Below are 14,331 nucleotides of genomic sequence, written 5' to 3'. Positions count from 1 at the left end.
GGAGGGGTGTCATGTTTGTCAGTAACGATGTTTCAACCACCGGGACCATGCAGGAACGGCACATCGTGCAACCACGAGACGCCCAACACCCGATTGTCCTGTCGACCGAGGAACTCCACGTTTTTTATGGGAAAAAGGAAGCCATTTACGAGGGTGATCTCCAGTTTGCCCGTAACCAGATTACGGCACTCATTGGCCCCTCGGGCTCGGGTAAGTCCACCTATCTCCGCTCATTGAATCGGATGAATGACCGGATCGCCACGGTGACGGGACGCATCATGTATCGGGGCGTCGATATCAATCAACCAGACATTGACGTTTACAAGATGCGGCGACGGGTGGGAATGGTGTTTCAACGTCCCAATCCGTTTGCCAAGTCGATCTATGACAATATCGCCTTTGCCCTGCGGTTGCGGGGGACGACCGACAAACATGAGCTAGATGAGATTGTCGAAACGTCACTCAAACAGGCGGCCCTCTGGAATCAGGTCAAGGATGATCTCAACAAGAGTGCACTGGCCCTATCGGGAGGCCAGGCACAACGGTTGTGTATCGCCAGAGCGATCGCGGTTAAACCAGATATTCTGTTGCTGGATGAGCCGGCGAGTGCCTTGGACCCGGTATCCACGAGTCAACTCGAGGACACTTTGTTGGAATTAAAGAAGCAGTACACGATTATTATTGTCACGCACAACATGCAACAGGCTGGTCGGATCAGTGAATATACGGCATTTTTCAATCAGGGACGGGTGTTGGAGTATGACACCACGAGCCATATCTTCACGAATCCACAGGTTCAAATTACCAGCGACTATGTTTCGGGGAACTTCGGCTAAGAGGAGGAGACAACACCATGAGTGAGGAAATTTTAACAACACAGGATTTACACCTGTATTACGGGGAAAAGGAAGCATTGAAGGGCATCAACCTGAACTTCACGGACAAGGGGATTACGGCGTTGATTGGGCCGTCTGGGTGTGGGAAATCCACCTATCTGCGGACCTTGAATCGCATGAATGACTTGATTCCCAATGTGACGATTACGGGAACGATTAAGTTCAAGGGGCAAGACCTTTACGCGCCTAGCGCCGATACGGTTCAGATTCGTAAGGAAATCGGGATGGTCTTCCAACAACCCAACCCCTTCCCATTCTCCATCTACGACAACGTGATCTATGGGTTACGGATTGCCGGCGAGAAGGACAAAGAGAAGTTGGACGCGGTCGTCGAAAAGTCACTGCGACAAGCTGCCGTGTGGGATGAGGTCAAGGACCACCTGCATGAGAGCGCCTTGGCGCTCTCCGGGGGACAACAACAGCGGGTCTGTATCGCCCGGGTCTTGGCCGTTTCACCAGAGATTATCTTGTTAGACGAACCGACAAGTGCGTTGGATCCCGTGTCCAGTAGCCAAATTGAGGCAACTCTCTTGAATTTGCGGCACGATTATACGATTATTATAGTAACCCACAACCTTCAGCAGGCCTCGCGGATCGCGGACCGGACGGCGTTCTTCATGAATGGTGAGTTAATTGAAGTGGACCAGACAAAGAATATCTTTATGAATCCCGCACAGAAGCAGACCGAAGATTATATCAGCGGTCGATTCGGTTAGGAGGCCAGTAATGCGTAGATTATTTGATGATGAGTTAGCCGAATTAGACGCTGACTTTACAGAAATGGGGATGTTGGTGAGTGAGGTTATCCAGCAGTCGGTGGATGCGTTCATGAATCGCGACACCGTTGCTGCACAGAAGCTCATTGACCAGGACCACCAGATTAACGAACGTGAAATTGCGTTGGAGCAGAAAACCTTTGAAATGATTGCCTTGTATCAGCCAGTCACGACCGATCTTCGTGAGATTGTGACCATTCTAAAGGCCGTCTCCGAATTGGAACGCGCCGGGGACCACGCCAGAAATGTGGCACATTCGGCCATTAAGTTTGGCACGAAGCAGAAGATTCCCGTGTTGGAACAGCTGATTGCCGAGATGGGGCGCCTGACCACGCAGATGATGAAGGACGTCCTCACGGCCTATGTGAACAAGGATGAGCATGAGGCCCGTGAGCTGGCGGATATTGACCGCAAGCTGGACCGCTTGAATCACCAAGTGCGTGCGGATAGCTACGAACAGATGCGTCAGGATCCCTCATTCGAGACGGGGGCCTCGATTTACCTCAACGTTTCACAAGATCTCAGTCGTATTGGGGATTATGTGACGAACGTCTGTGAATGGATTATCTATCTTAAGTCTGGTCAGATTATCGAATTGAATTCGGCCAGCTCCGGCACCGAGGGGTAAAAACCTTAATCTAAATTGAAGATTCGCCCAGACGGCCACTGATAACTTGATTTCAGTGGCCGCTTTCGTTATTCTTGGCCTAATAGCTTGACGTGTGTTGACTTGGTGTGGCCGGGTCGCACTTAAAAATCAAAAAAGGAGTGGCCTTTAATGGCAGAAAAAAAGCGTTTTGAACGGTCCCGGACCAACCGCCTTGTCGGTGGGGTTCTGGGTGGTATTGCGGAATATTTTGGCTGGAATGCTAACCTCTTGCGGGTCATTTACGTGCTGATTTCGATCGCCATTCCATTTGGTCACGTGGTTGTCGGTCTCTTGGTGTACGTGATCTTGATGACCTTTATGCCCCAGGAACCGATTCAACCGGGTGGGGGCAGTCTCGGCGATCTCTTCCGTGGCGCAACACAACCGAAGCCAAATGATGGTCGCAAGGTGATTCATGACGTGACCGAACATGATGTTTCCGATTCACATAAGGATGGTGAGTAGTGTGCGGTTTTGGCCTCGAATTTTTGTTAACGCTCTCATCTTTCTGGCGCTAGCTGGGTTCTTCCAGAGCTCACTGGCCGGGCATTATCAGAATGCCTTCTACGTGTCAGGTGTCGCCGTAGCGCTGATAGCGAGCTTCGTGTTGGCGTTACTCAATGCGATTGTGAAGCCTATTCTGTTCGTGCTATCGCTACCAGTGACCATCTTGACACTGGGATTGTTTGGCTTCGTTCTGAACGCCATCATGCTGGAATTAACCTCATGGGTGATGGGCAGTGGCTTCACTTTTTCATCGTTTGGGGTCACACTGATTGTGGCGATTGTGATGGCCCTCTTTAATGCCATCATCAGCGATCATTTCGCCCGGAATTAAGTTGACCTCTCCGAACGAATTTGGTGGGAGTCACCCCGTGAAAGTGCTAAAATTAGAGTAGTTTACTATGCAATGAGGAGGAACTCCTATGCCTGAAAGTGTCACAGTAGCCGACCTGGTGAAGGTTACCCGCCTGGAAGTTTATTCCGGGGAAGAAGACTTGGACCGTGAAATCACAACGAGTGATATCTCCCGGCCCGGGTTGGAATTAACCGGATACTTTAACTATTATCCTGCTAAACGAATTCAATTATTGGGAATTACCGAAACGTCCTTCGCAAAGGGCATGACGCATGAGAAGTTATTAGATGTCATGCAGAAGATGTGTCAACCGGAGACGCCGGCCTTTGTGGTGTCCACACAACTGGATCCCCCTGAGGAACTCAAACAAGCCACCAAGGAAGCCCACATCCCCTTACTGGAGACAAAGCTGACGACGTCGCGGATCTTGAGTAACATGACCAACTTCCTAGACGGCAAATTAGCCGAACGGCAGTCGGTTCATGGGGTTCTCGTCGATATCTACGGTGTTGGGGTCATGATTACTGGTGATTCTGGTGTTGGTAAGAGTGAAACGGCGTTGGAATTAGTCAAACGTGGTCACCGGTTGATTGCCGATGATCGGGTGGAAGTCTACCAACAAGATGAACAGACGTTGGTTGGGACGGCCCCAGCTATCCTGAGTCACTTACTCGAGATTCGGGGGATTGGGATCATCGATGTCATGAACCTGTTCGGGGCTGGTGCTGTGCGTTCCGAGACGGATATTGATCTTATTGTCCACTTGGAATTGTGGCACGATGACAATCATTTCGACCGTTTAGGAAACAACACGGAGTCACAACGTTTCTTCGACGTTGAGGTGCCCAAGATTACTATTCCCGTTAAGACTGGGCGTAACCTGGCCATCATCATTGAAGCTGCTGCCATGAACTTCCGGGCCCGTTCCATGGGTTACGATGCGACACAGGTCTTCGATGACAACCTGAATCGTTTAATCAAACAAAACTCAGATAAAAATAACAAAAAGTAAGGGAGATGGGCGATATCTTTTCACCAATTATGGCGGCGCTTAATCCCATCGCCATGCGTCTAGGGCCGATCTCCGTTCACTGGTATGGGGTGATTATCGCCACTGGGGTGGTCATTGCCGTCATGCTGGCTGTCCGTGAGGGACAACGTCGGGGTATCAAGCCCGACGACATCTACGACATGATTCTGTGGGCCCTGCCAGCGGCCTTGATTGCCGCCCGGACATATTATGTGGTTTTTGAATGGCCTTACTACGCCAAGCATCCCGGCGAAATCATTGCCATTTGGGATGGGGGTATTGCCATTTACGGGTCGCTCATTGGGGCGGGCCTGGTGGTCTTCTTCTTCTGTCGCTCACGGTTCATCCCGACATGGCTGATGCTGGATATTGCGGCACCAACCGTGATTCTGGGGCAGGCTATTGGTCGCTGGGGAAACTTCATGAACCAGGAGGCCTTTGGCCGGATTACCAGTCTCGCCTTCTTACAGGGGTTGCATTTACCAAGCTGGATCATTAATCAAATGTTGATTAATGGGGCCTATCGGCAGCCAACGTTCCTGTATGAATCAACGTGGGATCTGTTAGGTTTCATCGTCCTCATGAGTTTGCGTCACGTTCCGGGACTCTTCAAGCAAGGTGAAGTTTTCCTCAGTTACGTGATGTGGTATTCATTGGGTCGGTTCTTTATCGAAGGGATGCGGACGGACAGTCTCTGGTTGTTCCACATTCTTCGAATTTCTCAAGCGTTATCTGTCGTCTTATTCGTGGGGGCACTGATTATCTGGATTTATCGCAGACGACAATCAGCACCTCTCGATTACTTGGCGGGCAACCCATTTCAAGAAAAAGCAAAACTTACTAAATAAGGAGAATCCATTACTATGTCAGAGAAAATTGCAGTACTCGGTGCCGGTTCTTGGGGATCAATTCTAGCGAGCGTCCTTGATGAAAATGGCAATGACGTGCGCCTATGGTCCTACAATCCCAAGCAGGTTGAGGAGTTAAATACCGAGCATACGAATTCGCATTATATTAAAGACTTCAAGTTTTCTCCATCGTTAGTCGCTTATTCTGATTTGGAAAGTGCGTTGAAGGATGTGCAAACCATTCTCTTCGTTGTCCCAACCAAGGCGATTCGTTCGGTTGCTGGTGAAGTTGCAACGATCTTAAAGAAGACTGGCCTACAACCACAATTGATTCACGCCAGCAAGGGAATTGAACAAAATACTTATAAGCGGTTGTCACAGGTCTTAGCCGAAGAGATTCCGGCTGAGAACCGGCAGGCCATCACGGTGCTGTCTGGTCCTAGTCATGCCGAGGATGTTGCCCGCCATGATTTGACCTTGATTACCGCAGCCAGTGAAAACCTGGACGCCGCAAAGCACGTTCAGAAGCTCTTCATGACGCCATACTTCCGGGTTTACACGAACCCTGATGTGATCGGTGTTGAAATCGGTGCAGCCTTGAAGAATATTATTGCGTTGGGTGCCGGGGCCTTACATGGCCTGGGCTACGGCGACAATGCCAAGGCGGCCTTGATGACTCGAGGCTTGGCCGAAATTTCTCGGTTGGGCACGTCCTTCGGTGCTGACCCCATGACCTTTATCGGGTTATCTGGGGTTGGGGACATCATTGTAACCGCCACGAGTTCCAATTCACGGAACTGGCGGGCCGGTGATGAACTCGGCCGTGGTGAGGCACTTGACGACGTTGTGAGTCACATGGGCATGGTGATCGAAGGGGTTGCCACGACCAAGGCCGCATATGAATTATCTAAGGAACGTGGCGTTTCAATGCCAATTACGGAAGCCATTTACCAAGTCTTGTACGAAGGTAAAGACATTAAGCAGGCTATCTCAGAGTTGATGCAACGTGAGGGCCGTTCCGAGTTTTAAAATTTTTTTGTAGGGAACCAGGGAGGATATTTAAAAATGAGAAAAGTTAGAAAAGCAGTCATTCCAGCAGCGGGTTTGGGTACTCGTTTCTTACCAGCAACGAAGGCCTTGGCCAAGGAAATGTTACCCATTGTGGACAAGCCAACGATTCAATTTATCGTTGAAGAAGCCCGCAAGTCTGGGATCGAAGACATTGTGATCGTTGATGGTAAGTCAAAGCGTTCCATCGAAGACCACTTCGACTCCAATCCAGAATTGGAAGCCAACCTGGCTGCTAAGCACAAGGATGAGATGTTACGCCAGGTTCAAGAAACCACTGGCATGAATCTCTACTTCATTCGGCAACCTTACCCACGTGGGTTAGGGGACGCTGTTTTGACTGCCAAGGCCTTTATCGGGGATGAACCCTTTGTGGTCATGCTCGGTGATGATATGACCTCTAGCAAGGTGCCTTTGACGAAGCAACTGATCGATCGCTATGAAGAAACCGGTGCCTCAACGCTGGCCGTTATGCGTGTGCCTCATGAGGAAACATCCAAGTATGGGGTGATTAACCCCTCCGAAGAGACCGCTCCCGGCTTATACAACGTAACAAACTTCGTGGAAAAGCCAGAACCAGCCGACGCCCCTAGTGATCTCGCGATCATTGGTCGTTACCTCTTCACGCCAGAAATTTTCGAGGCGTTAGAGAATACCCCAGTCGGGTTGGGAAATGAACTTCAACTGACTGATGCGATTGATAACCTCAACAAGACCCAGCGCGTCTTTGCCCACGAATACACGGGCAAGCGTTATGATGTCGGCAATAAGTTTGGCTGGATTCAGACCAACATCGAATATGGACTGAAGCATCCCGAAACCAAGGATCCTTTGCGTCAGTACATTAAGGACCTCGGTCAGAAGCTGGCCAAGGAAGATGAGAAGCCTTCCAAGTCGAAATAGGTGACAAACTTCCTTTTTACTAGTAAAGTATCCTAAAGGCTAAGAGCAGAAAGGAGCGTTAACTTTGAAGAACTATGATGTGATTGTGATTGGAGCGGGTCCCGGCGGTATGACCGGTGCGTTGTATGCCTCCCGTGCCAACCTCTCGGTATTGATGTTAGACCGCGGAATTTATGGTGGTCAAATGAACAATACCGCCGCTATTGAAAACTATCCGGGGTTCAAGTCGGTTCTCGGACCAGACTTATCCAAGGACATGTATGATGGTGCCACCCAATTTGGTGCCGAATTTGCCTACGGTAGTGTGGAAAACATTGAAGACCATGGTGATTACAAGATCGTCAAGACTGACGATGGTGATTACAAAGCAGGCGCAGTGATTATTGCGACCGGATCTGAATACAAGAAGCTGGGAGTTCCCGGCGAAGATAAATTTGGTGGGCGTGGTGTTTCGTATTGCGCGGTCTGCGATGGTGCGTTCTTTAAGAACCGTGAAGTCGTGGTGATCGGTGGCGGTGACTCAGCCATCGAAGAAGGCCTATACCTCGCGGGGTTAGCCTCCAAAGTTACCATTATTCACCGGCGCGACCAACTGCGGGCCCAAAAGATTTTACAGGACAGAGCGTTCGCTAACGACAAGATTGAATTTGTCTGGAACACCAACGTTACTGAAATCTTGGGTGATGACATGAAGGTCACTGGTGTCGCGACTAAGAACAATCAAACTGGCGAAACCGGCGAGATTGCGGCTAGTGGGGTCTTCATTTATGTGGGGACTTTACCAATGACTTCTTCCTTCACCACCATGGGGATTACCGATGATGCTGGCTGGATCAAGACCGACAACGACATGGCAACCGCCGTACCTGGCGTGTTTGCGATTGGCGACGTTCGGCAAAAGACACTGCGGCAGATTACGACTGCCGTTGGTGATGGTGGGATTGCCGGCCAAGAAGCTTTCAGTTATCTGGAAACTTTGAAGGACAAAACGGCTTCCGCCCAATAAAGGTTAAAGTTAGCGGAAACAACCCTCGAGGTCGTTTCCGTTTTTTTGCGAAATTAAAATGAAGAGGAGTGTCGCGAACATGGGGATGAATCAATTTTTACAGAGTCTGAGTGATTTGGAAACGATTGACCGGGCACCGGGGTACTTTAAGTTTGAACAGCATTCGGTGGCGGCCCACTCGTTTAAGGTGGCCGAGGTCGCCCAGTTCTTGGGAGACGTCGAGGAAAATGCCGGTAACCAGGTTAACTGGCGGCTACTCTATGAGAAGTCATTAAACCACGACTATACGGAACGCTTTATCGGGGATATCAAGACTCCCGTGAAGTATGCCACACCTGAATTACGACAGATGCTGGCCGACGTTGAGGATTCCCTGACTGCTAACTTCATTGAAAATGAAATTCCGGAACAGTTCCAGGCCGCCTATACCCGGCGACTAGGAGAGGGAAAGGACGCTTCATTAGAAGGGCAGATTCTTTCCGTCGCTGACAAGATTGATCTCTTGTACGAATCATTTGGTGAAATCCAAAAGGGTAATCCCGAACCCGTCTTCACCGAGATTTACCGGGAAAGTCTGAGCACGGTGCTGAGGTTCAAACAGTTGGTCTGTGTGCAGTACTTCTTAGCCGAAGTTCTACCGGAAATGCTGGCGGCGGACTTCAGTGATCGACAGAAACTGGCAGCGTTAACCAATGAGTTATTGAAGCAGGAGGACTAACATGGCATTAGCAACAGTGTGGAATCAACGATTGAACGGGGTTACGGCCCGGGAGTTAACTCATGACGATGATGCGTTAATCTACGCCTTTCAGGCAGCTCATCCGGCCTATTTTGGCCACTTCCAGGATCACCCGGTCACTCGGCAAGAAGCCATTCAAGATGTCACGGATATTCCCCTCAACGCCGTGCCAGAACAGAAGGCCTATCTGGGTCTGTTCCAGGATGGTGAATTGAAGGTGTTGGTGGACCTCATCGTGGATTACCCGCTCCCTAGTCTCGCTTGGCTAGGGATGTGGATGGTGGCTAAGGACGTTAGCACTGACCAGTCGGCAGCGTGGTATCGCAGTTTGACCGCTACGCTACAGGAAGCGGGAGCGGTGCAACTTCAGCTCAGCGTCTTCATGGGCGATCGCGTCATGAAGCCATTCTGGGAGGATCTTGGACTGACAGCGGTTCAGACCACTACGGTGATTAAAGGGGACCGAACGGCGAACGTGACGATTTACCAGGATAAGTTTTAACCTGCAAGCAGGCTACTGGCGAAAGTATGTTCGGTATGGTAAAATATTCGAGCGTGATGGGAAGCAGATCGCTTCCCATTTTTCTGATGAAAAAATAATTTGGTAGGGAGGTTATGCCATGATCGATCGACAAACGGATCGCAAGTTTGACCTGGTGTCTAAGTATCAGCCAACGGGGGATCAACCCGAGGCGATTGCCCAGCTGACAAAGGGCATTAAGGAACATGAGAAGGCACAGATTCTGTTAGGGGCCACTGGGACGGGGAAGACGTTTACAATTTCAAACGTCATTCAGCAGGTGAACAAGCCAACCCTGGTGCTTTCCCACAATAAGACGTTGGCGGGACAACTGTACGGTGAATTTAAACAATTCTTCCCGAACAATGCGGTGGAATACTTTGTTAGTTATTATGATTACTATCAACCCGAGGCCTATGTGCCTTCGAGTGATACCTATATCGAAAAAGACTCATCGATTAACGATGAAATCGACAAACTACGGCACTCCGCGACGAGTTCCTTGCTAGAACGAAACGATGTGATCGTGGTGGCCTCCGTTTCCTCAATCTTTGGGTTGGGGGATCCTACCGAATACAAAAACCATGTGGTCTCACTGCGAGTGGGGCAAGAGATTGAACGAGATGCGCTGTTGCGTAAGCTCGTCAATATTCAATTTGAACGCAATGACTATGACTTCCAGCGGGGCCGGTTCCGGGTTCACGGTGACGTCGTCGAAATCTTCCCAGCTTCTCGGGATGACCGGGCCTTGCGCGTCGAATTTTTCGGCGACGAGATTGATCGGATTCGTGAAGTGGATTCGCTGACGGGTGAAATTGTTGGCGACCGCGAACACGTAGCGATCTTCCCAGCGACGCACTTTATGACCAACGATGACGTCATGGCGAAGGCCACAGCCGGCATCGAAGGTGAACTCAAGGATCGCGTCGATGAATTGGAAGGCGCCGGTAAGTTGTTGGAGGCCCAACGGCTTAAGCAACGGACGACTTACGATTTAGAAATGATGCGTGAGATGGGCTACACTAGCGGGATTGAAAACTACTCACGTTGGATGGACGGTCGTAAGGCCGGGGAACCCCCATACACGCTGTTAGACTTCTTCCCCAAGGACTTCTTGATGGTGGTCGACGAATCTCATGTCACCATGCCGCAGGTTCGGGGGATGTATAACGGTGACCGGGCACGGAAACAACAGCTGGTGGACTACGGTTTCCGTCTGCCGAGTGCCCTGGATAACCGGCCATTAAAGTTAAATGAAGTGGAACAGCACATTAATCAAGTGATTTACATGTCGGCAACGCCCGGTCCTTATGAACATGAGCAGACCGATCACGTGGTTCAGCAGATCATCCGACCTACCGGGCTGTTGGATCCCACGATTGAAGTGCGACCGATTATGGGGCAAATGGATGACTTGGTCGGTGAAATTAACGCGCGGGTCGATGCCAATGAACGGACCTTTGTCACGACGTTAACCAAGAAGATGTCGGAAGATTTGACCGACTATCTGAAAGATTTGGGCATCAAGGTCGCCTATCTCCATTCCGATATCAAGACGTTGGAACGAACCGAAATTATGCGGGATCTGCGACTGGGCAAGTATGATGTCTTGGTTGGGATCAACTTGTTACGAGAAGGGATCGATATCCCTGAAGTCTCGTTGGTCGCAATTCTAGATGCCGACAAGGAAGGGTTTCTGCGTAACGAACGGTCATTGATTCAGACGATCGGGCGGGCCGCTCGGAATTCTCATGGGGCCGTGATCATGTATGCGGACTCCGTGACGGAGTCGATGCAGGCGGCCATGGACGAAACGGCTCGGCGTCGTGAAGTTCAGATTGCCTACAACAAGAAACATGGAATTACCCCAACCACGATTATCAAACCAATTCGTGATCTGATCGCGGTCACGAAGACCAACGACCATGAGGGCGAAAAGGATGACTTCGTGGCGAGTGACTTTGAAGATATGTCCAAGGAAGACCAAGAGAAGTTGATCTCGCGGCTTGAAGATGAAATGCGAGCGGCTGCCAAGAAGCTTGATTTCGAACAGGCGGCTTCCTTACGGGATACTGTCATGGACATGAAGACTGAGATCGGGGACTAGTGAGGAGAATGTTATTTGGCAAACGATAAAATTATCATCCATGGGGCACGAGCCCATAATTTAAAGGATGTTGACGTAACGATTCCCAAGAACAAGTTGGTGGTCATCAGTGGCCTCTCTGGTTCAGGGAAGAGTTCCCTGGCCTTTGACACCTTATACGCCGAGGGCCAACGCCGTTATGTGGAGAGTCTCTCTTCTTACGCGCGTCAATTCTTAGGTCAAATGGATAAACCGGATGTCGACTCCATCGATGGGTTGAGCCCGGCCATTTCCATTGACCAAAAGACGACGTCTAAGAACCCCCGGTCAACGGTGGGAACGGTCACGGAAATTAATGACTACCTCCGACTCTTGTGGGCACGAGTGGGTACGCCGATCTGTCCCAATGATGGGACCAAGATTACCAGCCAAAGCGTGGAACAGATGGTTGACCAGGTCTTGGCCTTGCCTGAACGGACGAAGCTCCAAGTCTTGTCCCCGATCGTGCGGGCCAAGAAGGGTCAACATAAGAAGATTTTTGAAAAGATTCGGCGCGAAGGTTTCGTCCGGGTCAGAGTTGATGGCGACATCATGGACATCGACGACGTCCCAGAATTAAATAAGAATCAGAGTCATGACATTGCGATCGTGATCGACCGGATTGTGGTGAAGTCAGGGATTCGTTCCCGCCTCTTCGATTCCTTCGAAGCAGCTCTGCGGCTGAGTGGTGGTTACGCCATTGCTGACGTGATCGGTGGGGATCCCTTGGTCTTCTCCGAACACTATGCCTGCCCAGTCTGTGGGTTTACAGTGGGCGAGTTGGAACCACGGCTCTTCTCCTTTAACGCGCCATTCGGGGCTTGTCCCGATTGTGACGGGCTTGGTGTAAAGTTAGAGGTCGACTTGGACCTCGTCGTGCCTGACAAGTCCAAGACCCTCCGTGAGGGCGCCCTGGCACCCTGGAATCCAATCAGTTCGCAATACTACCCAGCTCTGCTGGAACAAGCCTGTGCGGCCTTTAACGTCGATTTAGACACGCCATTTGAAGACTTGACGCAGGATGAACAGGACCTGGTTTTATACGGATCCCACGAGAAGACCTTCCATTTCCATTATGAAAATGACTTTGGTGGCGTTCGTGACGTGGATGTGGCCTTTGAAGGTGTTGTGCCTAACGTTGACCGGCGTTACAAGGAAACCAACAGTGAATTTACTCGCGACGTGATGCGCAAGTACATGGCCGAATTGACCTGCCAAACCTGTCACGGCTATCGGTTAAACCGTAAGGCCCTGAGTGTTCAGATCAACCATCAACACATTGGGGCAGTCTCTGACTTACCTGTTGATAAGGAACTGAGTTTCTTTAAGGATCTCAGCTTTGGCGAACAGGACCAGGTCATTGCGCAGCCAATCCTAAAGGAAATTCGGGACCGGTTAACGTTCTTACGTAACGTGGGTCTGGATTACCTGACGTTGAGTCGTTCTGCTCGGACCCTGTCCGGTGGGGAAGCCCAACGAATTCGATTGGCGACGCAGATCGGGTCAAACCTTTCTGGTGTGCTCTACATTCTAGATGAACCTTCGATTGGGTTGCATCAACGAGACAATGATCGACTGATTGCCTCCCTGAAACAGATGCGTGATCTTGGGAACACCCTGATTGTCGTTGAACATGATGAGGACACCATGCGGGCCGCGGACTACATCGTCGACGTGGGGCCAGGCGCTGGGGAGAACGGGGGCCACATCATGGCTGCCGGAACTCCCAAGCAGGTCATGCGTTCGCGGAAGTCTCTGACCGGGCAGTACCTGGCTGGGAAGCGCTACATTCCGGTGCCATTGGAACGTCGATCTGGCAACGGGAAGATGATTCAGGTGACCGGAGCTGCCGAAAACAACCTCAAGGACATCACGGTTGACTTCCCATTGGGTGAGTTTGTCGTGGTGACCGGGGTTTCCGGTTCCGGTAAATCAACGCTGGTTAATACCATTTTGAAGCGGGCGTTGGCACAGAAGTTAAATCGTAATTCAGAAAAGCCAGGAAAGTACAAGACGATCTCTGGCATTCAAAACATTGAACGATTGGTTGATATCGACCAAAGTCCAATCGGACGGACCCCACGAAGTAACCCAGCAACCTACACGGGTGTTTTTGATGATGTGCGGACCTTGTTCGCGCAGACCAACGACGCGAAGCTGCGGGGTTATCAAAAAGGTCGGTTCAGCTTTAACACCAAGGGGGGCCGTTGTGAGGCCTGTCATGGTGACGGGATCTTGAAGATCGAAATGAACTTCTTACCCGACGTGTACGTGCCTTGTGAAGTTTGTCATGGGACGCGGTACAACTCCGAAACCTTGGAAGTTGAATACAAGGGGAAGAACATTGCCGACGTGCTCGACATGACGGTCAGTGAAGCCTTGAAGTTCTTTGAAGCCATTCCTAAGATTACCCGGAAACTTCAGACGATTCAGGATGTTGGTTTAGGTTACGTCAAATTGGGGCAACCCGCGACGACCTTGTCTGGTGGGGAAGCCCAACGGATGAAGCTAGCAGCCGAACTGCATAAGCAACAGAACGGGAAGAACTTCTACATCTTAGATGAACCCACGACTGGGTTGCATACCGACGACATCAAACGTTTGTTGGCAGTCCTGCACCGATTGGTGGACAAGGGTAACACGGTCCTGGTTATCGAACATAACCTGGATGTTATCAAGACGGCGGACCACCTGATTGACCTCGGTCCAGAGGGTGGGGAAGCCGGCGGTAACGTCGTGGCTACTGGGACGCCCGAAGAGCTCGCTGAGGTCAAGTCGAGTTATACGGGTCAGTACCTGAAGCCAGTTCTGGAGCGGGATAAGGCCCGTACAGAAGCCGACGAGAAACCCGCGTCATCGAAACGTTAATAAACTGTCATCAGTAACGGTCAAGCCGGTCTTTCACGGTTTGG

14 protein-coding genes are annotated in these 14,331 nt (G+C 50.6%); all 14 read left to right on the top strand.

Annotated elements, in window-relative coordinates:
• Nucleotides 1-47 precede the first annotated feature (47 nt).
• The 14 genes from pstB (IV54_RS07285) (at nucleotide 48) to uvrA (ending at nucleotide 14,287) form a co-directional block, all read left to right on the top strand.
• On the top strand, nucleotides 48-836 hold the full coding sequence (pstB, locus tag IV54_RS07285; RefSeq protein ID WP_420806175.1) for a phosphate ABC transporter ATP-binding protein PstB: 789 nt from the start codon (nucleotides 48-50) through the stop codon (nucleotides 834-836).
• 17 nt (nucleotides 837-853) lie between these two features.
• Nucleotides 854-1,612, top strand: a complete 759-nt coding sequence (pstB, locus tag IV54_RS07280) for a phosphate ABC transporter ATP-binding protein PstB (RefSeq protein WP_057878723.1) — start codon at nucleotides 854-856, stop codon at nucleotides 1,610-1,612.
• A gap of 10 nt (nucleotides 1,613-1,622) precedes the next feature.
• On the top strand, nucleotides 1,623-2,300 hold the full coding sequence (gene phoU, locus IV54_RS07275) for a phosphate signaling complex protein PhoU (RefSeq protein WP_057878722.1): 678 nt from the start codon (nucleotides 1,623-1,625) through the stop codon (nucleotides 2,298-2,300).
• Between the two features lie 150 nt (nucleotides 2,301-2,450).
• Entirely contained in the window at nucleotides 2,451-2,786 is a 336-nt protein-coding gene (locus IV54_RS07270) for a PspC domain-containing protein (RefSeq protein WP_057878721.1), read from the top strand.
• Nucleotide 2,787: 1 nt separating this feature from the next.
• Entirely contained in the window at nucleotides 2,788-3,159 is a 372-nt protein-coding gene (locus IV54_RS07265; RefSeq protein ID WP_057878720.1) for a phage holin family protein, read from the top strand.
• A gap of 88 nt (nucleotides 3,160-3,247) precedes the next feature.
• Complete coding sequence (gene hprK, locus IV54_RS07260; RefSeq protein WP_057878719.1) at nucleotides 3,248-4,192, top strand: HPr(Ser) kinase/phosphatase; 945 nt, start codon at nucleotides 3,248-3,250, stop codon at nucleotides 4,190-4,192.
• A gap of 5 nt (nucleotides 4,193-4,197) precedes the next feature.
• Nucleotides 4,198-5,058 carry a prolipoprotein diacylglyceryl transferase gene (lgt, locus tag IV54_RS07255; protein ID WP_057878718.1) on the top strand — a complete coding sequence of 287 codons (861 nt, stop codon included), beginning with the start codon at nucleotides 4,198-4,200 and terminating at the stop codon, nucleotides 5,056-5,058.
• Between the two features lie 15 nt (nucleotides 5,059-5,073).
• A complete protein-coding gene (locus tag IV54_RS07250; protein WP_057878717.1) occupies nucleotides 5,074-6,087 on the top strand; it encodes an NAD(P)H-dependent glycerol-3-phosphate dehydrogenase in 1,014 nt (337 codons plus the stop codon).
• Nucleotides 6,088-6,123: 36 nt separating this feature from the next.
• The gene (gene galU, locus IV54_RS07245; protein ID WP_057878716.1) at nucleotides 6,124-7,029 is read left to right on the top strand and encodes a UTP--glucose-1-phosphate uridylyltransferase GalU; all 906 of its coding nucleotides are present in this window, start codon (nucleotides 6,124-6,126) and stop codon (nucleotides 7,027-7,029) included.
• A gap of 64 nt (nucleotides 7,030-7,093) precedes the next feature.
• On the top strand, nucleotides 7,094-8,035 hold the full coding sequence (trxB, locus tag IV54_RS07240; protein ID WP_083488549.1) for a thioredoxin-disulfide reductase: 942 nt from the start codon (nucleotides 7,094-7,096) through the stop codon (nucleotides 8,033-8,035).
• Between the two features lie 79 nt (nucleotides 8,036-8,114).
• A complete protein-coding gene (locus IV54_RS07235) occupies nucleotides 8,115-8,753 on the top strand; it encodes a YfbR-like 5'-deoxynucleotidase (protein WP_057878715.1) in 639 nt (212 codons plus the stop codon).
• Between the two features lies 1 nt (nucleotide 8,754).
• Nucleotides 8,755-9,276 (top strand): hypothetical protein, encoded by a 522-nt coding sequence (locus tag IV54_RS07230; RefSeq protein ID WP_057878714.1) that lies wholly within the window; start codon nucleotides 8,755-8,757, stop codon nucleotides 9,274-9,276.
• A 118-nt stretch (nucleotides 9,277-9,394) separates the two neighbouring features.
• Entirely contained in the window at nucleotides 9,395-11,401 is a 2,007-nt protein-coding gene (uvrB, locus tag IV54_RS07225; protein ID WP_057878713.1) for an excinuclease ABC subunit UvrB, read from the top strand.
• A 15-nt stretch (nucleotides 11,402-11,416) separates the two neighbouring features.
• Nucleotides 11,417-14,287, top strand: coding sequence for an excinuclease ABC subunit UvrA (gene uvrA, locus IV54_RS07220; RefSeq protein WP_057878712.1), 2,871 nt, complete (start codon nucleotides 11,417-11,419; stop codon nucleotides 14,285-14,287).
• The last annotated feature ends 44 nt before the right edge of the window (nucleotides 14,288-14,331 follow it).

This window comes from Levilactobacillus paucivorans, from assembly GCF_001437125.1.
GTDB lineage: Bacteria > Bacillota > Bacilli > Lactobacillales > Lactobacillaceae > Levilactobacillus > Levilactobacillus paucivorans.
The sequence above is the reverse complement of the archived record's forward strand: the minus strand, read 5'-3'. Positions and strand labels throughout refer to the sequence as shown.